Here is a 21,219-nt window from a genome sequence, read left to right on the forward strand (position 1 = left end):
TCTTACGATTCTTCTGCGACCGGCGTCGGCACAGGCTCGGGCGTTGGCGTCGGGCCTTCGCGGCGGCTTTCCTGAAACCAGTGCAACGCGATCAGAATCAACGTCGGCACGCCGAGCAGGGCAGTGATCAGGAAGAAGCTGTGGTAACCGAACTTCTCGACCAGAACCCCGGAATAGCCGCCCATCAGGCGCGGCAACAGCAGCATGATCGAGCTGAGCAGGGCGTATTGGGTGGCGGAGAACTTCAGGTTGGTCAGGCTTGACAGGTAGGCAACGAACGCCGACGTCGCCAGACCCGAACTGAAGTTATCGAGGGAAATGGTCACCATCAGCATCTGCAGGTTTGGACCCATGTCGGCGAGCATGACGAACAGCAGGTTGGTGGCGGCCGAGGCCGCGCCGCCGATGAACAGAATCGGCAGAATGCCGAAGCGCACGATCAGCAGACCGCCCATGCCGGCGCCGACCAGCGTCATGATCAGGCCGAAGATCTTGCTGACACTGGCAATCTGATCCTTGGTGAAACCCTGATCGATATAGAACACGTTGGCCATGACGCCCATTACCGTGTCCGACATCCGATAGGTGGCGATCAGGCCGAGCAGCAGCAGTGCCTGCCAGCGGTAGCGCAGAATGAAGTCATTGACCGGTGTCAGCACCGGTGCGAGGCCGCGACGACCCATGGTCGACAGACACAGACCGGTGAGCAGCGTATAGAGAATCGCGCGCAGGAAGGCGCGGTCTTCGAGCAGCAGGTCAAGCGGACTCATGTCGCCGAACAGCACACTGGCAAAATCGGTGTTGTAGAGCTGGGTGAACATCGCCGGTACCGAGACCAGCAAGATAATCAGCACAAATACCGACATCAGTTGATGCATGAAGGTATAGCGCCCGGCCTGCAATTGGGTGCGCAGCGGCACTGGCGGCTCGCGCATCAACAGCGTGGTCAGCAGGGCAGGAATCATCAATGCGCCGAACAGCGCGTAAGTGCCGGCCCAGGCCGAGTGCTGATAATTGAAACCTGTGGAGCCGAAGCCCTCAGCGAAAAACAGTGCGCCAGCGGTGGCCAGCAGCGCTGCTACGCGGTACCCGGACATATAACTGGCGGCGAGGGCGGCCTGGCGGTTGTCTTCGGCGATTTCCAGGCGATAGGCATCCACCGCGATATCCTGGGTGGCGGAGGCGAAGGCGACGACGACGGCAATCGCGATCAGCCAGGACAGATGCTTCTGCGGATCGCAGAAACCCATGCCGACCAGGCCGAGAATCACCAAGGCCTGCGAGAGCACCAACCACGAACGGCGACGGCCGAGTTTGCCCAGCAACGGCAGGCGCCATTGGTCGAGCAGTGGTGACCAGACCCATTTGAACGCATAAGCCAGGCCGATCAGGCTGGCGTAGCCGATGGTTTCACGGGCGACACCGGCTTCACGCAGCCAGACGGAAAGCGTTGAAAATACCAGCATGTACGGCAGGCCGGCGGCGAAACCGAGCAACAACAGCACGAGCGTCGAAGGACTGGCATAAGCGGCTAGCGCGGCGCGCCAGGTTTTACGGGGCATGGGCTGAAGTCTGCCTCAAGATTGCGAAAACAAAGCGCGCACTCTAACCGCTGTGCTCTACCGGACGCCAGCCATGGCGCTGAATATCCACACGATTGTTCAGGACGGTGATGCCTTCCATGCGCAATCTGGCCCGTTGTTCATCACCCGATGGGCTGCCCACCGGCAGGCTGATCCGACCGCCGGCGCCCAGCACTCGGTGCCAGGGCAGTTTGGTATCACCGGGTAGCTGGCTCAAGGTGCGGCCGACCCAGCGGGCGGCGCGCCCCAACCCGGCCAGTTCAGCTAACTGACCATAGCTGACGACTTTGCCTTCGGGCACTTGGGCGAGCGTCGAGTAGAGCGCCGTGCGTCGGATTTGCGCATCGTTTTCAACGCTGTCGAGCGGGTCTGTCACGTACGCGGTTCCTGAGCATGAACAGTTTGATGGCTTTCAGAGTAATCGGTGATCGCGCAATTGAGAAATGAACTCATCGGAAATCGTTCGGTCAGTCCTTGTCAGGGTCTTATTCCTACGGATAATGCCGACCTTTTTCGCAAACTTGAGCCTTCGATTCGCTTATGTTTTCCAGATCCTTGCTGTGCCTTGCTGTTTTCAGCGCGTCCACGCCCCTGCTTGCCGATACCGTCTGGTTGAAGAACGGTGACAAGTTGAGCGGTACCATTACGGTATTCGACGGCGGCAAGCTGTTGATCCAGACCAAATACGCCGGTGCGGTCACCATCGACTGGAAAGAGGTCAAGACGCTGGACAGCGATCAGCACTTGCTGGTCAAACAGGATGCCTACACCGGCGAAGTGTCCAAGTCGCTGACGGCCGCCGAAGATGGCAAGGTCACCCTGGCCAATGGCGAGGCGCCGAAAACCGTCGAGCTGGCGAGCATTCAGCAGATTCTCAAACCGAAACCGGTGGTCGAGGATCTGGTCTGGAAGGGCAATGTCGACTTGGCGCTGGATTATCAGCGCGCCGAGAAGGACACCGATGACTACGATGTCGGCTTCAAGACCACGGCACGTCATGGTCGCTGGCGTCATACCGCCGAAGGCGAGTACAACCGCGAAGTGCAGGACGACGAGACCACCACCAACAACTGGCGCGCCGAATATGCACTCGACCGCTTCCTGACCGATAAATGGTTCTGGCAGGGTCGTCTGAATTACAAGCGCGATCACATCGAAGAGCTGGCGCGTCAGCGCGTGGTTGGTACCGGTCCTGGCTACCAGTTCTGGGATGACGAGTTGGGCGCGTTCTCGCTGGGCTCGCTGCTCAACCGCACGGACTATGAGTACCGCGATGGCAGCAAGGACAACTTCTACTCTGTCGCCATGAAATGGGATTACAACCGTTACCTGATTGGCAAGAAAGTCGAGTTCTTCACCAACGGTGAAGTGGGCAAACCACTGTCCGGAGTTGCTGATTACGCACTGGATGCTGAATTGGGGCTGCGTTACAAGGTCACCGACTGGGCTTCGCTTAACCTCAAGGCTGAGCGCGACATCATCAGTGGCACCAACGATGCCGATCTGAGCAAGACCCGTTATACCGCCGGGTTTGGCGTGGCCTGGTAAGGCGCAAGCAAAAGATCGCAGCCTTCGGCAGCTCCTACAGAGGATTGATGTAAATCCTGTAGGAGCTGCCGAAGGCTGCGATCTTTTTTTGCGAGCTGAAAAACAGACGCCCACAAAAAAGCCCCGCTTTTAAGGGCGGGGCTCTTTTCTAAAGAAGCTACAAGTTAGATAACTTGTACTTCTTCAGCTTGCATGCCTTTCTGACCGCGGGTAGCGATGAAAGAAACCTGTTGGCCTTCTTTCAGGCTTTTGAAGCCGTCGGATTGGATAGCTTTGAAGTGAACGAACAGGTCGTCACCGGATTGTGGAGTGATGAAGCCGAAGCCTTTTTCATCGTTGAACCACTTAACGGTACCGGTTTGGCGATTAGACATGGTGTAACTCCTTGAACAAAGATAACTGCGACTCAGGAAGAACCCTGGCCGAGACTGAGTGCAAAGAGCAGGAAAAATTCTTGTAGATGGTTGGATCGAAATTCAACATATCGTGTAGAGATTCTCAGTGACACAAGCAACACAGTGACGCCACCTTAACCCAGTTTCCGAGAAGTGCCAATGCTTCTTGCGAAGGTTTCTCTGTTTTCGGGATCGGCGGTGTGACGGTTCGTCGCCAAAGCTCGTATTTCATGGGTGTTCGGCGAGAATTGCACCGCGCACTTTGAACCCGGCGGCGCGCCCGGTAAGATGCCGGACAGAATTTTTCCACCTCGCTATTCAGGACACCCCGCCATGAGCATCAAATCGGACAAGTGGATTCGCCGCATGGCGCAGGAACACGGCATGATCGAACCGTTCGTCGAGCGCCAGATGCGCGGCAGCGATGACAGCCGTGTGATCTCCTACGGTGTATCGAGCTATGGCTACGATGTACGTTGCACCAATCACTTCAAGGTGTTCACCAACATCAACTCGTCCATCGTCGACCCGAAAAACTTCGACCCGGGCAGCTTCGTCGACGTCCACAGCGACGTCTGCATCATTCCGCCGAACTCCTTTGCACTGGCCAGCACCGTCGAATACTTCCGCATTCCGCGCAATGTATTGACCATCTGCCTGGGTAAAAGCACCTACGCGCGCTGCGGCATCATCGTTAACGTCACCCCGCTTGAGCCAGAGTGGGAAGGCCACGTGACGCTGGAATTCTCCAACACCACTAACCTGCCGGCGAAAATCTACGCCAACGAAGGCGTGGCGCAGATGCTCTTCCTTGAATCCGACGAGGAATGCGAAGTGTCCTACAAGGATCGCGGTGGCAAGTACCAGGGCCAGCGTGGCGTGACCTTGCCGCGCACCTGATCGGTCCATCCGACAGATCGCGGGAATTCTTTGGCGGGCAGACACTCTATGGGGTGTACTGCCCGTTTTTGCTTTCGGCAAAACGGGCCTTCGCGAGGAGTGCCCTATGAAGATCGATCCGCAAATCACTGCCGAACTGGCAAGGCTCGAGCCCAATCAGATTGGCGTATTGGCCTGGTCCTTGTTGGCGCATCCGCCACTGAGCATGGCCGGCGGAATTCCCGGACAGCCCGATCCCGATACCCCCAACGAACAACCGACCGAGCCGGGCGAACCGACCCTTCCAGACGAGCCGCCACCGGCACCGGTTGCCTGATCTGCATTGAAAACCAATGGCCAGTCAGATGAGGTCTGTGAAGACGTCAACTGACTGGCCATATTTCGTTGTCACCGATGACGAAAATTCTGCAGCTTTGCTCCTTCTCGACCGGATATCCCCCGGTAAACGCGCCAAAGGCCGGCAGCAGGCTGATGCCTTCGCTGAGTCTGAAACACGCCAGGCGCAAGCTTTGTCGGCCCTTGCCATGTAACCGATAGACCGGATGCACATGACCGGCCAGTACGTGTCGTTCAGGATGCGGGTCCGGTTCATGTTGCAGGGCGAATGGCCCGATCAGCAGCGGTTCGGGCACGACGCGGATATTCAGCGATTCCGGCGGATCGCCCGCCCGTTTGTCGTGATTGCCGCGGATCAGCGTCATCGGCAGATCAACATGACGCGCACGCCATTCGGCCAGTTCGCGCAAAGTCCCCACGGCATGCGAGCCGGGTCCGTGGAGAAAATCGCCAAGGAATATCAGCTGTCGGCAGGGCATTTTCGCCAGCAATCGGTCAATCACTGCAATATTGCTCGCGGTAGTGCCTTGCGGGACCGGTTGACCGAGGCTGCGGTAGGCGGCGGCTTTACCGAAATGCACATCGGCAATCAGCAAGGCCTGTTGCGCCGGCCAGTACAGGGCCTTTTCCGGCAGCAACCAGAGGTCTTCACCCGCCAGTCGCACAGGGTAGGGCGCGTTCATCGGTGTTTGCCCTTGTCGGCGGATTTTTCCAGGTCTCCAACCATCCGTCTGATGCGGTCGGCGAGTTTCTCTGAACTCATGCTTTCGCGCATGCGCTCCACCAGCAGTGGAAACCCCAGGGGTGTAGGACGCTTTATCTGATGCACGTCGAGTTTCATCCGGTTGATGTGCTCCAGTGTCTGTTCCAGACGTTGAATATCCAATTCCTCTCGTAGGACTTCTTCCCCGGCCTGTGCGAGCAACAGGTTATCGGCGTCGTATTGTTTGAACACTTCGAAGAACAAACCGCTGGACGCCTGTACCTGCCGGGTGCTTTTCGGCGCACCGGGGTAACCGGCGAAGACCAGCCCGGCAATCCGGGCGATTTCACGGAAGCGTCGCAACGCCAATTCGCCTGCGTTGAGGCTGGCCAGTACATCCTTTAACAGGTGATCGGCGTTGAACAGTTGTGTATTCAAATGCTCGGCCCAGTCGACGGGCGTGGCGCTGAGCAATTCCAGGCCGTAATCGTTCACCGCGATCGAGAACGTCACGGGCTGGCGCTGGCTGACACGCCAGGCCAGCAGGCTCGCCAGCCCCAGATGCACCTGGCGCCCGGCAAACGGGTAGAGAAAAAGGTGCCAGCCTTCGCGGGATTTCAGCACTTCGGCCAACAGATTTTCGGCGGTGGGCAAGCCAGACCAGTGCATCTGCGTTTCCAGTAACGGTCGCAACGCCTGCATTTCCGGGCCGACAAACTCACCCTGCGCGGCGGCACTGAAGCGCCTGACCACGGCTTCGGCCAACTCGTTGGAAAGTGGCATCCGCCCGCCATTCCAGCGCGGCACCGCGGCTTTCTTCGCCGTGCTGCGTTTGACGTAAGCGGTCATGTTTTCCACCCGCACCAACTCCAGTAAACGTCCGGCGAAGAGAAAACCGTCACCCGGTTTAAGCCGCGCGATAAAGCCTTCCTCGACACTGCCCAACTGTTTGCCACCGCCGCCCTTGCTCCAGAATTTCAGATGGATGCTCGCGTCACTGACGATGGTGCCGATGCTCATGCGATGGCGCCGCGCCAATCGCGCATCCGGTACGCGCCAGACGCCGTGCTCGTCTGGCTCGACCCGGCGGTAATCCGGATAGGCTGTCAGAGACATCCCGCCATGGCGTACGAAAGCAAGCGCCCAGCTCCAGTCAGCGGGTGTCAGGTCGCGATAGGCCCAGGCGCCGCGGACTTCTTCGTACAACTCTTCAGGAATAAACCCACCGCCGAGGGCCATGCTGACCAAGTGTTGCACCAGCACATCCAGCGGTTTGTGCGGTGACAGGCGTGGTTCGATGCGCCGTTGTTCGACGGCATCGCGGGCGGCGGCGGCTTCGATCAACTCAAGGCTGTGCGTCGGCACCAGCGTCACCCGCGACGTGCGCCCTGGTGCATGGCCCGAGCGTCCGGCCCGTTGCATCAGGCGCGCGACACCTTTGGCCGAGCCGATTTGCAATACGCGCTCGACGGGCAGGAAATCCACGCCCAGGTCCAGGCTTGAAGTGCAGACTACGGCTTTCAAATGCCCGTTCTTCAAGGCCTGTTCGACCCAGTCGCGAGTCTCGCGAGACAGGGAGCTGTGATGCAACGCGATCAGCCCGGCCCAGTCCGGCCGTGCCTCCAGCAGCGCCTGATACCAGATTTCCGATTGCGCCCGCGTATTGGTGAAGACCAAGGTGCTGGCGCAAGCATCCAGTTCGGCAACGACCTGCGGCAGCATCTTCAGACCGATATGCCCGGCCCAGGGAAAACGCTCGATGGCCGGTGGGAGGAGGGTGTCGACCTTCAGCGTTTTTTCGCGTTGCCCCTGAATGCTGATGCCGCCGCCCTGTGGGATCAGCACCTGCTCGGCGTGGGATTGATTACCCAGGGTGGCCGAGACGCCCCAGACGATCAGCTCAGGCTGCCAATGCCGCAGGCGGGCGAGGGCCAGTTGCAGTTGCACGCCGCGCTTGTTGCCCAGCAGTTCGTGCCATTCATCGACGACGATCATGCGCAGAGTCGACAGCGCTACCTGTGCATCAGCGCGGGCGAGCAGCAGGGTCAGGCTTTCCGGGGTGGTGATCAGCGTGGTCGGCAGGCGTCGGCTCTGGCGGGCGCGCTCGCTGCTGCTGGTGTCGCCGGTGCGCAGACCGATGTTCCACGGGATCTGCAGGTCATCGACCGGTGTTTGCAAAGCGCGCGCGGTGTCGGCGGCGAGGGCGCGCATGGGGGTGATCCACAGCACGGTCAGCGGTTCGGCCGGTGATTTGCGTTTGCGCGGTGTTTCGACGGCAGGCTGCGAGCGCGCGAAGCGATTGAGCGCGGCAAACCACACGGCATAGGTTTTACCGGCACCGGTGCTGGCGTGGAGCAGGCCGGATTCGCCTTTTTTGACCGCCGCCCATACATCTTTCTGAAAGGCGAACGGCTTCCAGCCGCGGGCGCTGAACCAGATTTTTGCCAGGTCGGAGGATTTCGCCATGCGGGCTGCGCGCGCTCTGGAGGGGTTCTTCCAGTGACCACATCAGTTGGCGAAAGGTTTAATCAGGGTGACCGTGTAGGAGCTGCCGAAGGCTGCGATCTTTTGATCTTGATCTTGATCTCTACAAAACAAGATCAAAAGATCGCAGCCTTCGGCAGCTCCTACAGGGGAACGTGGGCTACTTGAGGTTTCCGCTGAGGAATTGTTTGAGGCGTTCGCTTTTCGGGTTGCCGAGGACTTCCTCGGGGGCGCCTTCTTCTTCCACCAGACCTTGATGCAGAAACAACACCTGGCTGGAAACCTTACGAGCGAAGCTCATCTCATGGGTCACCATGATCATGGTCCGGCCTTCTTCCGCCAGCCCTTGAATCACCTTCAACACTTCACCGACCAATTCCGGATCGAGCGCCGAGGTCGGTTCATCGAACAACATCACCTCTGGCTCCATCGCCAGCGCCCGGGCAATCGCCACGCGCTGTTGCTGACCGCCTGAGAGAAACGCCGGGTATTGATCGGCCACTCGCGCCGGCAAACCAACCTTGTCCAGATAACGCCGCGCACGATCGTCGGCTTCCTGTTTGCTGCAACCCAACACCCGGCGCGGGGCCATGGTGATGTTTTCCAGCACGGTCATGTGGCTCCACAGGTTGAAATGCTGGAACACCATCGCCAGCCGCGTGCGCAAACGTTGCAGTTCATCGGCATCGGCGACGTGCATGCCGTGGCGGTCGGTGACCATGCGGATCGCTTGGCCATCGAGGCTCATGGCGCCGTCGTTGGGTTGTTCGAGAAAGTTGATGCAGCGCAAAAAGGTGCTTTTGCCCGAGCCGCTGGCACCGATCAGGCTGATCACGTCGCCGGTCTTGGCCTTGAGCGAAACGCCTTTGAGCACCTGATGGTCGCCATAGCTTTTGTGCAGGCCTTCAACGGTCAGTTTGTACATGGGACAGACATCCTCAAGGCGAAAGTAGGTAGCCGCTGCGATAGGCTTCAGCGCCCGCGACGTGGGCGATGACCATGCCGGCAGTGGCCATGCGTCGCAGCGAACGGGCGTACATCACGCCGGCGCTGGTGCAATGAATGGGGGTGACCCGGTCGTGGATAGGGTCGATGATTTCGGCGATCTGCTGCCCGGCTTCGAGGTATTGCCCCGCCGTGGCGGTATACACCAGCAGGCCGCCGACCGGGGTGGTCACCGGTTCCACACCGGCCAGCGGCGTGGCGGGGAACGGCAGCGGTGGTTGCGGTTTGGTCTCGCCGACGATCGCATCGGACTGGATCAGATAATCGATCAGCGCCTGGCAGTCGCGACTGGCGAGCGGATGGGTAACGTCACCCTGGCCGCGCAACTCGACGGTCACGGAGAAACTGCCCAGCGGAATCTCGAAGTGTTCGCCGAAGCGCTCTTTCAATTGCCACCACAGCAGCGTGAAGCATTCGTCGAACGACTGACCGCCGGAGTCAGTGGCCAGCAGGCTCGCCTGGGCTTCGATATAGCGCGCCAGCGGTTCGACCTGCGGCCACGCTTCGGGCGTGGTGTAGAGGTGAACCACCGATTCGAAGTCGCAGTGCAAGTCGAGCACCATATCCGCATCACAGGCCAGCCGTTGCAGGATCAGGCGCTGGGATTGCAGTTGCGTGCTGGCAGTCTGGCGGGCGAGGGCATTGCGCAGATGGCTGCGGATCAGTTCAAGGTTGTGCTGTGCATCGTCATTCAGCCTGCCCTCGATGGCGTTGCCGATTTCCTCGCTGAGGTCGACGAACCAGCGGTTGAAGTTCTGCCCGCTCTCCAGTTCGTAACGGCCCAGCGGCACGTCCATCAGCACTTGTTCGAGGCCGACCGGGTTGGCCACCGGCACCAACACGATTTGGCTGCGCAGGCGCCCGGCGGCCTCCAGCTCGGCCAGACGCTGTTTGAGATGCCAGGCGACGAGCATGCCCGGCAATTCGTCGGCATGCAGCGAAGACTGAATGTAAACCTTGCCCTTGGCCTGTTCCGGGCCGAAGTGGAAGCTGTGGATCTGTCGTGCGGTCCCCGGCAGCGGGGCCAGCAAGTCATGAATCAGGTGGCGCATTGCAAAGGTGTCCTAGTGAGTCGGCCCGAGGAAAGCCAGCCATCGGCGTTCAGCAAGGCGGAACAAGCCGACCAGCGCAAAGGTAATGGTCAGGTAGATCAGCGCGGCGATGCCGAACGACTGAAAAGTCAGGAAGGTCGCCGAGTTGGCGTCCCGGGCGACTTTCAGGATGTCGGGGATGGTCGCGGTGAAGGCCACGGTGGTCGAGTGCAGCATCAGGATCACTTCGTTGCTGTAATACGGCAACGAACGGCGCAGCGCCGACGGCATGATCACGTAGGCATACAGCTTCCAGCCGGTCAGCCCGTAAGCCTTGGCCGCTTCGACCTCGCCGTGGTTCATGCTGCGGATCGCCCCGGCGAAAATCTCCGTGGTGTAGGCGCAGGTGTTGAGGGCGAAGGCGAGGATCGTGCAGTTCATCGCATCGCGAAAGAAACTGTCGAGCAACGGCTGCGCACGCACGGCGGCCAGGCTGTAGATCCCGGTGTAGCAGATCAGCAACTGTATATACAACGGCGTGCCACGGAACAGGTAGGTGTAAAACTGCACCGGCCAGCGAATGTAGAAGTGCGGCGAAACCCGTGCAATCGACAGCGGAATCGACACCAGGAAACCGAAGAAGATCGAGGCGCTGAGCAGCCACATCGTCATCGCCAGCCCGGTAATGTTCTGGCCATCGGTATAAAGGAAGGCTCGCCAATATTCCTGCAAAAGTTCGATCATCGTACGGCCTCCCGGGCACCGGCGGCGTAGCGACGTTCGAGCCAGCGCAGGATGAAATTCGAGGCACTGGTGATCAGCAGATAGATCAATGCGGCGAGAACCAGGAAGTAGAACAGTTGATAAGTGCTTTTACCGGCGTCCTGCGCGGCTTTGACCAGATCGGCCAGACCAATGATCGACACCAGCGCGGTGGCCTTGAGCATCACCATCCAGTTGTTGCCGATACCCGGCAGGGCGAAGCGCATCATTTGCGGAAACACCACGAAGCGAAAGCGCTGGCCGCGTTTGAGGCCATACGCGGTGGCCGCTTCAACCTGTCCGCGTGGCACAGCGAGGATCGCGCCACGGAAGGTTTCGGTGAAATACGCACCATAGATGAAGCCGAGGGTCAGCACCCCGGCGCTGAATGGGTCGATTTCGATGTATTCCCATTCCAGATAATCGGTCAGAGACGTCAGCCAGGTCTGCAGGCTGTAGAAGATCAGCAGCATCAGCACCAGATCCGGGACCCCGCGAATCAGCGTGGTGTAGAGCTGCGCGGGCAGGCGCACCAGTTTGACTTTTGACAGTTTGGCACTGGCGCCAAGCAGGCCGAGCAACACGGCCACCAACAGCGACAACGCCGATAATTTGATGGTCATCCAGGTGCCTTCCAACAGCAACGGGCCAAAACCCTTGAGGCTGAAGGCGGAGAGCCCCAGATTTTGTAAGAGGTTTTCGAACATAAATCAGCAACCTGAGCGGATGGAAAAGGCGCCCATCGAGGATGGGCGCCGGGGCATTATTTGCCGCTGTACAGATTCAGATCGCCAAAGTGTTTCTTTTGAATCTCGGCGTATTTGCCGTCATCGTGTAACGCTTTGATACCTTTATCTAAAAGCGCTTTCAGCTCAGTGTTACCTTTCTTAATACCGACAGCGGTTTTGGCTGGCAGCAATTCGCTGTCGACTGGCTTGCTGACGTCATAGTCGGCGCCCTGTGGCGACTTCAAAAAGCCCAGTTCGGCTTGCAGCATGTCCTGGATACCGGCGTCGAGACGGCCAGAGGTCAGGTCGGAATACACCTGATCCTGGTTCTGGTAGGCCTGGGTTTTCACGCCGGCCTTGTCCAGCACGGCTTTGGCGTAGGCTTCTTGAATGGTGCCCTGCTCGTAGCCGACGGTTTTGCCTTTCAGGGATGCGACGTCTGCGGTGATACCGGAGCCTTTTTTGAACACATAAGCGGTCGGGCCGGAGAACAGCTCGCTGGAGAAGTCGATGACTTTTTCGCGGGCCGGGGTCACGGTCATCGACGAGATCACACCGTCGAATTTGTTGGCTTTGAGGCCCGGAATCATGCCGTCGAAGTCACTTTCGACCCACTTGCACTTGACCTTCAGTTCGGCGCAGATCGCGTTGCCCAGATCGATGTCGAAGCCCACCAGGCTGCCGTCGGCCGCTTTCGACTCGAACGGTGCGTACGAAGGGTCAACGCCAAAGCGCAACTCTTTGTATTCCTTGGCCAGCGCGGAGCCAGCGGCCATGCACAACGCCAGTGCAGAAAGGGTCAGCAATGCTTTTTTCATTATTCAATCCCTAAGAACCAATATGAGCGCTTGTGGCGCAGAATTATTGTTACTGGAACGCGTACGACCTATAGAAAGTAGCAATTTCCGAACCAGAGTCCCGAACAAGTGTTTTAAAAGGTTGGGCGCGGAGGGATGAGGGCGTTTGAATGCCCGGAAATGGGCATTGCAGAAAGCATGCACTGTTTTGTGGCTGATCGTTCCCATGCGCAGCAAAGGAATGCCTCAACGGACGCTCCGCGTTTGGCTTTTGGGGGGACGCGGAGCGTCCTAGGCTGCATTCCCACGCGGAGCGTGGGAACGATCAATGTCCGGGAGATTGGGGTCAGGCCAACAGATCTTGCAAGGTCGCGAGGCTATCCGCTTCTTCCACGGTTTTATCCTGCCGCCAGCGCAACATCCTCGGGAAACGCACCGCGATGCCGCTCTTGTGCCGCCGCGACAGGGCGATGCCTTCGAAGCCGAGTTCAAACACCAGACTCGGTTTCACGCTACTCACCGGCCCAAATTTCTCCACCGTGGTCTTGCGCACAATGCTGTCGACCTGGCGCATTTCTTCATCGGTCAGCCCCGAATAGGCTTTGGCAAACGGCACCAGCGCGCGTTGGCTGGACTCGGGTGGGCCGTCCCACACGGCAAAGGTGTAATCGCTGTACAAACTGGCGCGCCGACCATGACCGCGCTGGGCGTAAATCAACACGGCATCGACACTGAACGGATCAACCTTCCATTTCCACCACACGCCCATGTCCTTGGTGCGGCCGACGCCGTACAGCGAATCCCGCGCCTTGAGCATCATGCCCTCAACACCCAAGCGCCGCGATGACTCGCGCTGGCGGGCGAGGTCGAACCAGTCGCTGCCGGTCAGCACCGGTGAGGGCAGTAATACCGGGCTGTTACAGCGGGCGATGACGTCTTCCAGTTGCGCGCGACGTTTGGCCTGCGGCTGGTTGCGCCAGTCTTCGTCCTGCCATTCAAGCAAGTCGTAAGCGAGCACCACCACCGGCACGTCTTCGAGGATTTTCTTGTCGAGGGTTTTGCGGCCGATGCGTTGTTGCAGCAAGGCGAAGGGTTGCACCGCCGCAGGTTCGGTCGATTGCGGATCGAAAGCATCTTCAGTACGCGGATGCGTGCTTTTCCACACGACGATTTCGCCGTCGATCACCGTGCCGTCGGGCAAGCCGTGTACCAGCACTTCCAATTCGGGAAAGCGCTCGGTCACCAGTTCCTCGCCCCGCGACCAGATCCACAGCCGGCCTTCACGCTTGACCACTTGTGCACGGATGCCATCCCATTTCCATTCAATTTGCCAGTCGCTGGCCGGGCCGATCAGCGCTTCGAATTCTTCCACCGGTTGCGACAAGGCGTGGGCGAGGAAAAACGGGTAGGGCTGGCCGCCGCGCTGGGCATGCTCATCGCTGGATTCCGGGGCGATCAGTTTCAGGTAGCTGGCGGCGCTCGGCCGATTGGACAGGTCGGTGTAGCCGACCAGACGCTGCGCCACGCGTTTGCTGTCCAGCCCGGCCATCGACGCCAAGGCGCGGGTAACCAGCAGTTTCGAGACGCCGACGCGGAAACTGCCGGTGATCAATTTGATGCACAGCATCAGGCTCGATCGATCCAGTTGCGCCCACAGGGCGGGCAGTTGTCGGCTGAGGTATTCCGGAGTTTCACCGCGCAGCGGCAGGAGTTTGTCTTCGATCCATTCGGCGAGGCCGGCGTCGGAGCTGTGCAGGTTTTCCGCGAGTACCAGAGAAATGGTTTCCGCCAGGTCGCCGACCGCTTGATAGCTTTCCTCGAATAGCCACGGCTCGAGGCCGGAGACTGAGACGGCGAGTTCGCGCAGGATTCGGACCGGCACCAGTTGCCGGGGCCGCCCCCCGGAGAGGAAGTACACCGCCCACGCGGCGTCATGCGGTTCGGCCTGGGCGAAGTAAGTCTGCATTGCCGCCAGTTTGGCGTTGCTTGACGTGGTCGCGTCGAGTTCGGCGTACAACTCGGCGAATGCTCTCATGCTGGCATCTCGGCGATGGTCGGTTCGGTGGCGAGGTTTTCTTCTTCGTCATCACCGTATTCGGTATTGAAACCCTGGGCATCCAGACCCTGTTCGCGCAGATGCCGCACGAGCACGCCGATCGAGCCGTGGGTGACCATCACCCGCTCTGCGCCGGTTTGCTCAATGGCCCAGAGCAGGCCGGGCCAGTCAGCGTGATCGGAAAGCACGAAACCACGATCGACGCCGCGCCGCCGCCGGGTGCCGCGCAAACGCATCCAGCCGCTGGCGAACGCGTCGCTGAACTCGCCGAAGCGACGCATCCAGGTGCTGCCTCCGGCCGAGGGCGGAGCGATGACCAGGGCCTGGCGCATGATCGGATCGTTTTTTTTCAAGTCGCCGGCGTAGATCGTCGGCGGCAGGTACACACCAGCCTCGCGGTAGACCCGATTCAGCGGTTCGACCGCACCGTGGCTGAGGATCGGGCCGAGGGATTCATCGATGCCGTGGAGAATCCGCTGGGCCTTGCCGAACGAGTAACAGAACAACACGCTGGCCTTGCCGGCGGCAATATTCGCCGCCCACCACTGATTGATCTCGCTGAACACCTGCGCCTGTGGTTGCCAGCGGTAGATCGGCAGGCCGAAGGTCGATTCGGTGATAAAGGTGTGGCAGCGCACCGGTTCGAACGGGGCGCAGGTGCCGTCCGGTTCGATCTTGTAATCGCCGGACGCGACCCAGACTTCGCCGCCGTATTCCAGACGCACTTGGGCCGAACCGAGCACGTGGCCGGCCGGATGAAAGCTCAAGGTGACACCGTGGTGCGTCAGGCGCTGACCGTAGGCTAGGGTTTGCAGGTTGATGTCTTGCCCCAGACGCGCGCGCAAAATCCCTTCGCTGGCGCTGCTGGCGAGGTAATGCTGGTTGCCGGTACGAGCGTGATCGCCGTGGGCATGGGTAATGACCGAGCGCTCGACGGGGCGCCACGGATCTATGTAGAAATCTCCCGCAGGGCAATAAAGGCCTTCGGGGCGGGCGATAACAAGGTCCATGTCGTTACCAGAAATGGGGGGCTTGTTAGCTATGAGGCTGGCGCGTGTCCGGAAGTTCTATCGACTTTGAAGAGCAACCCTCACCCCAGCCCTCTCCCAGAGGGAGAGGGGGCCGACCGAGGTGTCTGGTGAGTGACATCGACCTGAAAAACCGAGTCGAGCACAGATTCTGGACCAGATCAAAAGCCCCTCACCCCAGCCCTCTCCCAGAGGGGAGGGGGTTGACCGAGGTGTCTGGCCAGCTACATCGACCTGTAAGACCGAGTCGATTACGGATTCGGCAAGGCACGAACCGAGTTGATTCTGGATTCGGCAGTGCACGTTCAGGTCGGCGTATGACTCAAGCATCCCCAGTCAGTCCCCTCTCCCTCCGGGAGAGGGTTAGGGTGAGGGGCTTTTGCCGTTCAGCTTATTTGCCGGGAGTAAGGGTCAAACGAGTTTTGCCATACACCCGATCAAAGTTCTGCGGCTGCATCGGCAAGCCGATGTATTGCCCCTTCAACCACGCATCGATGCCATTGAGGTAATTCGGGCTGACCGGATTACCCGATTGCCCTGTACCGTTCTGCCCCATCAGCGGCTCAGCCTGACCGAAGTCAACGATGAAGCGCATCGACGGCGCACGTGTGGTGCTGAAATCCTGACCCCAGGCAAACGCGGAAGTGTTCAACGTGGTGTGATCACCACCCGCCGCCAGTGGCCCGCGCACGATCTGACCATTGCTGTTCTTCCACGCATAGCTGTGCAATTTGCCCCACTGCCAGGTTCTGTGATCGCCACCCAACTGACTCTCGCCAGCGCTGATCGCTGCGGCAAAGCTGCGGGCGAGAATCACGGCTTTGTCCTCTTTCTGTGGCGTGCGAATGTCATCCCAGAACGGACTGTCTTCACGCCCCAACAGATGATCGGCCTGCGCCGCATAAGACAAATCACCATTGGCAATAAACGCTTTCCACGCCGCGCTCGATTCCGGGCCGAGTTCGTCGAGGAAGATCTGCTTCATGCTTTCCTGCAGGAACAACTCATAGATCGCCGCATCCGCCGAGGTCGGGCTGAGCTTGCCGTCGAACGCCATCAACCGCGTGAACGCTTCACGCGCCTTGCTGCGATCCGCTTCCGGCAGAGCGTCAATCGCCTGTTTCAGCGGTTGTTTCATGCCCGGTGCTTCGAAGACTTTCTTCAACTTGGCGGCGAAGGTGGTGGTCTGGTCGTATTGCATGGCGATCACGCTACGGCTGTCGTGCTTGCCGCTGCCCGCCAGCTCCGCCAGACGCTCGCCACGCTCCGGCGCCGCCCAGGAGTTCGACAACTGCATGCCGTAACCGTGTGGAATCACGCGCTGGTTGGCGGTGCCGAGCCAGCCTTGTGCCGGGTCCTGATCGTACGGGTGCAGCATCGGGTCGGCGTAACCGTCCCAGTCATAGCGACCTTCCCAGCCCGGCGATGGCAGCAAACCTTCGCCTTCACGCCGATTGGGGAAACGCCCGGTGACTTGCCAGCCAATGTTGCTCGCATCGGCGAACACCAGATTCAGGGCGATGGCGCGGATTTCACGGCTGGCATCCGAGGCGCGCTCGACGGTTTGTGCGCGGGTCAGGTCAAAAAATGCGTCCAGCGATTTATCGTCAGTGAAGCTCGGGGTTTGCAAGGCCAGACCGAAACCGCTGCCTTGCGCCGCCGCTTGAGCGCTGTTGAGCAACGCGCCGTGACGGGTTTCGTACACCGCTTCGCGAATCGGCCGCTGGCCTTTGACGAAGTAGGTTTCGTTGCGCACGCCCAGCGGTTGCCATTTGCCGTTGACCTCGTAGGTCAGGCTGCTGCCCTGGCGACGGATTTTTTCCAGGAACAGATCCTGGTTATCGCCGAGCACGCTGGTCGTGCTCCACGCCACTTTGCCGTTGAAGCCACCGAGGACCAGCGGCAAACCGGCGACGGTGACGCCCGCCGCCTGATATTTCGGCGCGCGGATCTGCACGAAGCTCCACAGCGACGGCGCGGCCAGCGGCCCATGGGCGTCGCTGGCCAGCAGGCTCTTGCCGCTGCGGCTGCGTTGCGGGGCGATCGCCCAGTTGTTTGAAGACGTGGTGCCCAGCAGGTTCAGCGCCGACAGTTGCTGGCTGGCGTTGCTCAGCTCGGTCAGACCGGGGATTTGCCCGTTGAGCTTGAGGCCTTGCAGCTTGTCGGCCTCGGCCAGTGGCAGGTTTTCGTCCGGCGCGGACGGCGTCAGCCAGGCCAGTTTGTCGCTGGTCACGGTTTGCGCGAGCACCAAGGATTCAATTTCTTCCGGCAGGTTGGCCGACTGGCTGAAATTCAGCAGGGCGAAAATCAGTGCCGAATCTTCCGGCTTCCAGTATTCAGGCTTGTAACCGCTGGAGGCGAGATCGCCCGGCAACTTGTCGGCGTAGCGGAACAGGTAGGCGTTGACACCCCGCGCATAGACTTCGAAGAAACGCTTGAGGCGTGGCGACGAGGCTTTGTACAGCTCGCCGGCGCTTTTCTTCAGATTGACCGCGCGCATGTAGCGGTCGGCGTCGAGCATCGACGCGCCGGACATTTCCGCCAGACGCCCCTGAGCGAGCAGGCGCAAGGTGACCATCTGGTTGATGCGGTCGCTGGCGTGCACATAGCCGAGGCTGAACAGCGCGTCGTGGAAAGTATTACTTTCGATCAACGGCATGCCCATGGCATTGCGGCGTACCGACACGTTCTGCGCCAGGCCCTTGAGCGGTTGCACACCGGAGGTCGGCGGGAGGGTGTCCTGAGCGTTCCAGGTCTGGCAACCGGACAGGCCCAAAACACCGGCCACTGCTGCGGCAACGCCGAACCGGGGAAGAAAATGTGTGAGGGCTGGCGAGGCCATGGCAAAGCTCCTGCGGGGGGTAGCGTCAGTAAAGGCGCTACGTTAGTGAGCAGGAGGGTGCCGTGCAAGCGGGCGACAGAGTTATTTCTTCAGTTCTCGACGATCGTTTCAGCGCGCAGCAAAGGAATGCCTCAACGGACGCTCCGCGTTCGGCTTTGAAGGGACGCGGAGCGTCCCGGGCTGCATTCCCACGCAGAGCGTGGGAACGATCAGAATCACGGCGATTCAGGACTTCGGTGGATTGATTTTCTGCACCAACGCGTAGGCCTTCACTGTCGCTGGGCGATCCTTGATGTGGTTGAACCAGCGCTGCACATGGGGGAAGTCTTCGAGATTCTGACTCTGCCATTTGTGCGAGACGATCCACGGATAAATCGCCATGTCGGCAATGCTGTATTCGCTGCCGGCGACAAATTCGTTATCGGCCAGTTGTTTGTTCAATACGCCATACAGCCGCGCCGTCTCATCAATGTAGCGCTTGATTGCATAGGGGATTTTTTCCGGTGCGAACTGGCTGAAATGGTGATTCTGTCCGGCCATCGGCCCCAGTCCGCCCATCTGCCAGAACAGCCATTGCAGCGCCGTTTGTCGACCGCGCAGGTCCTTGGGCAGAAACTTTCCGGTTTTCTCCGCCAGATACAAAAGAATCGCCCCGGATTCGAACAGCGACAGCGGTTCGCCACCATCGGCCGGTTCATGATCGACGATGGCCGGAATGCGGTTGTTCGGCGCGATTTTCAGAAAGTGCGGCTGGAACTGCTCACCCTGGCTGATGTTGATCGGATGGACGTTGTACGGCAGGCCGGCTTCTTCAAGGAACAGGGAGATCTTGTGGCCGTTGGGGGTGGTCCAGTAATACAGATCGATCATGGAAAACTCCAAAGCAGAAATGGACGTGTGTGCGGACAGCAAACGCCGGCGTCAGGTCGTCCCGTGTGCGTTCGATAGCTTGCTTAGTAGGAAGAGGTGATGCTGAACTGCGCAGAATTCAATGACCCCGCGTGAGAAAAATCGCCATGGAGCTTCAGGCCAATGCTGCACTGATCATCATCGACCAGCAAAAAGGCATCCTGCAGCCGCGTTTGGGGCGAAGGAATAATCCTCAGGCGGAGGAGCGAATCCTTGATCTGCTGGGGCTTTGGCGGCGTAGCGGTCGGCCGGTGGTGCATGTGCAGCATTTGTCGCGCGAGCCGGATTCGGTATTTTGGCCGGAACAGGAGGGGGTGGAGTTTCAGCAGCGGTTTTTGCCGCAGGACGGTGAATGGCTGATTCAGAAACAGGTGCCGGATGCGTTTTGTGCCACTGGATTAGAGGCGCGGTTGCGTGAGGCGGGGATCGGGCAGTTGATCATTGTTGGCGTGGCGACGAACAACTCCGTGGAATCCACGGCGCGCACGGCGGGCAATCTGGGGTTCGATGCGTGGGTCGCGGAGGATGCCTGTTTCACCTTCGACAAGGCCGACTATTTCGGCACGCTGCGTACCGCTGAAGAGGTGCACGGGATGTCGCTGGGGAATTTGCACGGGGAGTATGCGACGGTGGTCAGTGCTGCGCAGATTCTAAAGGCTGGCTGAAAAAATTTCGCCGTATGTGCCGGCCCCTTCGCGAGCAGGCTCGCTGCCACAGTGGGCCGTATTCCAACTGAAGGAACTCGATTGACTGTGGGAGCGAGCCTGCTCGCGAAAGCGGTCTGTCAGGCGAAGAGGGTCTTCGCCCCGAGCATCAAGCGCCGTGGCACTTCTTGAATTTCTTGCCGTTGCCGCATGGGCAAGGGTCGTTGCGACCGACGTCTTTCAGGGCGTTGCGCACCGGTTCCTGGTGGGCGTGGCCGCAGTTCGGGCCGTGAACGTGGCCGTGGTCATGATCGTGATGGTCATGATCATGATCGTGGTTGCAGTCAGGGCCATGGACATGAGGTTGCTGAGTCATCGGTGTTGCTCCGGAATTAAATCGGCGGGGATTATCACGCCATTGCGCTCAAGGTGCACGTAGTGAGCGATGAATAAACCGGTTTCCATCTCACCCTGCAAACGATAGGGAATCTGCTGATTCGGATTTTTCAGCATTTTCACCACGTCTTTTACCTTCGGCCACAGGTTGGTGCGGATCGGCACCTTGAAGTAGGCACTGCGTTTCGGCCCGACCGTAAACCAGTGTTCATGCTCGCCTTCGGCCAGCAGCATGTCGGCCAGATGAATGCGGTATTCCAGGCCGCGCACGGTCAGGTCGCTGTCGTTGGGGTTGTCGATGCGAAAGTGCAGGATGAATTTCTGTTCGAGCAGTTTGGCGCGCACCACTTCGACTTTGACCAGATGCACGGCGGGGTCGACGCTGTCATCGCTGAACCACGACGCGCAACCGCCGAGATTGAGCATCAGCATCAGAATGAAGCATTGGCAGGTGCGCCGACGACCGAGCATGGTTTAACTCCCTTTGGTGCCAGTCTAGACGCTAAAAGATCGCAGCCTGCGGCAGCTCCTACAGGGGAAACGCAAATCCTGTGTAGGAGCTGCCGCAGGCTGCGATCTTTTGATCTTCAACCTCAAGCGCCGAAATACCCTGCACAGCACTTCTTGAATTTCTGCCCACTGGCGCACGGGCAACTGTCGTTGCGCCCCAGCTTCAACTGCACCGTCGGATCAATGAAGTACCAGCGCCCGGCGTTCTGCACGAACGAGGAGCGCTCGCGGTGGCTGTGCTCACCCTGATCATCGTGCCAGCGCGCGGTGAAAGTGACGAAGGCGTGTTCTGGCTGACCGCCGAGCACTTCCGAACTCTCGACCTCAAGGCCAAGCCAGGTGCTCTGCGCGCTCCAGTTACTGATCGACTGGCGATCCAGTCCCGCTTGCTGAGCAGGCAGGGTGGTCGCCACCAGATAATCGATCAAACCCAGCACATAGGCGCTGTAGCGCGAACGCATCAGCGCTTCGGCGCACGGCGCCGGGTGGCCGTCGTGATAGTGGCCGCAGCAGGCCTCCAGCAGATTGCCGCTGCCGCACGGGCAAATGGCTGTACTCATTG

21 protein-coding genes are annotated in these 21,219 nt (G+C 59.7%); 4 read left to right on the forward strand and 17 right to left on the reverse strand.

Annotated elements, in window-relative coordinates:
• Window positions 1-2: 2 nt before the first annotated feature.
• Together AC3IUF_RS06430 and AC3IUF_RS06435 are read right to left on the reverse strand one after the other, a co-directional pair.
• Window positions 3-1,562 carry an AmpG family muropeptide MFS transporter gene (locus tag AC3IUF_RS06430; RefSeq protein WP_007918629.1) on the reverse strand — a complete coding sequence of 520 codons (1,560 nt, stop codon included), beginning with the start codon at window positions 1,560-1,562 and terminating at the stop codon, window positions 3-5.
• Between the two features lie 43 nt (window positions 1,563-1,605).
• Window positions 1,606-1,959 (reverse strand): MGMT family protein, encoded by a 354-nt coding sequence (locus AC3IUF_RS06435; protein WP_007918619.1) that lies wholly within the window; start codon window positions 1,957-1,959, stop codon window positions 1,606-1,608.
• A gap of 164 nt (window positions 1,960-2,123) precedes the next feature.
• Between AC3IUF_RS06435 and AC3IUF_RS06440 the strand changes: the two genes are divergently transcribed.
• Window positions 2,124-3,131 (forward strand): DUF481 domain-containing protein, encoded by a 1,008-nt coding sequence (locus AC3IUF_RS06440; protein ID WP_463542484.1) that lies wholly within the window; start codon window positions 2,124-2,126, stop codon window positions 3,129-3,131.
• A 164-nt stretch (window positions 3,132-3,295) separates the two neighbouring features.
• On the opposite strand, the gene AC3IUF_RS06445 is transcribed toward AC3IUF_RS06440, so the two are convergent.
• The gene (locus AC3IUF_RS06445) at window positions 3,296-3,505 is read right to left on the reverse strand and encodes a cold-shock protein (protein ID WP_002554837.1); all 210 of its coding nucleotides are present in this window, start codon (window positions 3,503-3,505) and stop codon (window positions 3,296-3,298) included.
• A gap of 354 nt (window positions 3,506-3,859) precedes the next feature.
• On the opposite strand from AC3IUF_RS06445, the gene dcd reads away from it, so the two are divergent.
• Together dcd and AC3IUF_RS06455 are read left to right on the forward strand one after the other, a co-directional pair.
• The gene (dcd, locus tag AC3IUF_RS06450; protein ID WP_007918616.1) at window positions 3,860-4,426 is read left to right on the forward strand and encodes a dCTP deaminase; all 567 of its coding nucleotides are present in this window, start codon (window positions 3,860-3,862) and stop codon (window positions 4,424-4,426) included.
• A gap of 106 nt (window positions 4,427-4,532) precedes the next feature.
• Complete coding sequence (locus tag AC3IUF_RS06455; RefSeq protein WP_007918615.1) at window positions 4,533-4,742, forward strand: hypothetical protein; 210 nt, start codon at window positions 4,533-4,535, stop codon at window positions 4,740-4,742.
• A gap of 46 nt (window positions 4,743-4,788) precedes the next feature.
• Here the strand turns inward: AC3IUF_RS06455 and pdeM are convergent, their stop codons facing one another.
• From pdeM to AC3IUF_RS06510, 11 genes are all read right to left on the reverse strand, one after another.
• Window positions 4,789-5,445 (reverse strand): ligase-associated DNA damage response endonuclease PdeM, encoded by a 657-nt coding sequence (pdeM, locus tag AC3IUF_RS06460; protein ID WP_007918614.1) that lies wholly within the window; start codon window positions 5,443-5,445, stop codon window positions 4,789-4,791.
• Complete coding sequence (locus AC3IUF_RS06465) at window positions 5,442-7,931, reverse strand: ligase-associated DNA damage response DEXH box helicase (protein ID WP_123374632.1); 2,490 nt, start codon at window positions 7,929-7,931, stop codon at window positions 5,442-5,444. The genes pdeM and AC3IUF_RS06465 overlap by 4 nt, the downstream gene beginning before the upstream one ends.
• Before the next feature lie 178 nt (window positions 7,932-8,109).
• On the reverse strand, window positions 8,110-8,874 hold the full coding sequence (locus AC3IUF_RS06470; protein ID WP_007918612.1) for an ABC transporter ATP-binding protein: 765 nt from the start codon (window positions 8,872-8,874) through the stop codon (window positions 8,110-8,112).
• Window positions 8,875-8,887: 13 nt separating this feature from the next.
• Complete coding sequence (locus AC3IUF_RS06475) at window positions 8,888-10,006, reverse strand: succinylglutamate desuccinylase/aspartoacylase family protein (protein ID WP_414916524.1); 1,119 nt, start codon at window positions 10,004-10,006, stop codon at window positions 8,888-8,890.
• A gap of 12 nt (window positions 10,007-10,018) precedes the next feature.
• Window positions 10,019-10,729, reverse strand: coding sequence for an ABC transporter permease (locus AC3IUF_RS06480; RefSeq protein ID WP_007918610.1), 711 nt, complete (start codon window positions 10,727-10,729; stop codon window positions 10,019-10,021).
• On the reverse strand, window positions 10,726-11,454 hold the full coding sequence (locus AC3IUF_RS06485; RefSeq protein WP_007918609.1) for an ABC transporter permease: 729 nt from the start codon (window positions 11,452-11,454) through the stop codon (window positions 10,726-10,728). The genes AC3IUF_RS06480 and AC3IUF_RS06485 overlap by 4 nt, the downstream gene beginning before the upstream one ends.
• A 56-nt stretch (window positions 11,455-11,510) precedes the next feature.
• The gene (locus AC3IUF_RS06490; protein WP_007918608.1) at window positions 11,511-12,293 is read right to left on the reverse strand and encodes a transporter substrate-binding domain-containing protein; all 783 of its coding nucleotides are present in this window, start codon (window positions 12,291-12,293) and stop codon (window positions 11,511-11,513) included.
• Window positions 12,294-12,618: 325 nt separating this feature from the next.
• Window positions 12,619-14,307 carry an ATP-dependent DNA ligase gene (locus AC3IUF_RS06495; protein WP_095113860.1) on the reverse strand — a complete coding sequence of 563 codons (1,689 nt, stop codon included), beginning with the start codon at window positions 14,305-14,307 and terminating at the stop codon, window positions 12,619-12,621.
• On the reverse strand, window positions 14,304-15,338 hold the full coding sequence (locus AC3IUF_RS06500; protein WP_414916523.1) for a ligase-associated DNA damage response exonuclease: 1,035 nt from the start codon (window positions 15,336-15,338) through the stop codon (window positions 14,304-14,306). The genes AC3IUF_RS06495 and AC3IUF_RS06500 overlap by 4 nt, the downstream gene beginning before the upstream one ends.
• Before the next feature lie 409 nt (window positions 15,339-15,747).
• Window positions 15,748-18,198: a penicillin acylase family protein gene (locus AC3IUF_RS06505; protein ID WP_489280715.1), complete on the reverse strand. Its 2,451-nt coding sequence runs from the start codon at window positions 18,196-18,198 to the stop codon at window positions 15,748-15,750.
• 225 nt (window positions 18,199-18,423) lie between these two features.
• Window positions 18,424-19,068, reverse strand: a complete 645-nt coding sequence (locus AC3IUF_RS06510; protein WP_095113859.1) for a glutathione binding-like protein — start codon at window positions 19,066-19,068, stop codon at window positions 18,424-18,426.
• Window positions 19,069-19,214: 146 nt separating this feature from the next.
• Here AC3IUF_RS06510 and AC3IUF_RS06515 point away from each other — a divergent pair, with 146 nt between their 5' ends.
• Window positions 19,215-19,772 carry a cysteine hydrolase family protein gene (locus tag AC3IUF_RS06515; RefSeq protein ID WP_489281613.1) on the forward strand — a complete coding sequence of 186 codons (558 nt, stop codon included), beginning with the start codon at window positions 19,215-19,217 and terminating at the stop codon, window positions 19,770-19,772.
• Window positions 19,773-19,920: 148 nt separating this feature from the next.
• Here AC3IUF_RS06515 and AC3IUF_RS06520 read toward each other — a convergent pair whose 3' ends face one another.
• The 3 genes from AC3IUF_RS06520 to AC3IUF_RS06530 all read right to left on the reverse strand — a co-directional run bounded on the left by AC3IUF_RS06520 (window position 19,921) and on the right by AC3IUF_RS06530 (window position 21,217).
• The gene (locus AC3IUF_RS06520; protein ID WP_007918601.1) at window positions 19,921-20,127 is read right to left on the reverse strand and encodes an SEC-C metal-binding domain-containing protein; all 207 of its coding nucleotides are present in this window, start codon (window positions 20,125-20,127) and stop codon (window positions 19,921-19,923) included.
• Entirely contained in the window at window positions 20,124-20,618 is a 495-nt protein-coding gene (locus AC3IUF_RS06525) for an LEA/WHy family protein (RefSeq protein WP_414916521.1), read from the reverse strand. The genes AC3IUF_RS06520 and AC3IUF_RS06525 overlap by 4 nt, the downstream gene beginning before the upstream one ends.
• A 122-nt stretch (window positions 20,619-20,740) precedes the next feature.
• Entirely contained in the window at window positions 20,741-21,217 is a 477-nt protein-coding gene (locus tag AC3IUF_RS06530; RefSeq protein ID WP_007918599.1) for a YchJ family protein, read from the reverse strand.
• Window positions 21,218-21,219 lie beyond the last annotated feature (2 nt).

This window comes from Pseudomonas sp. KH_040 (assembly GCF_057839305.1).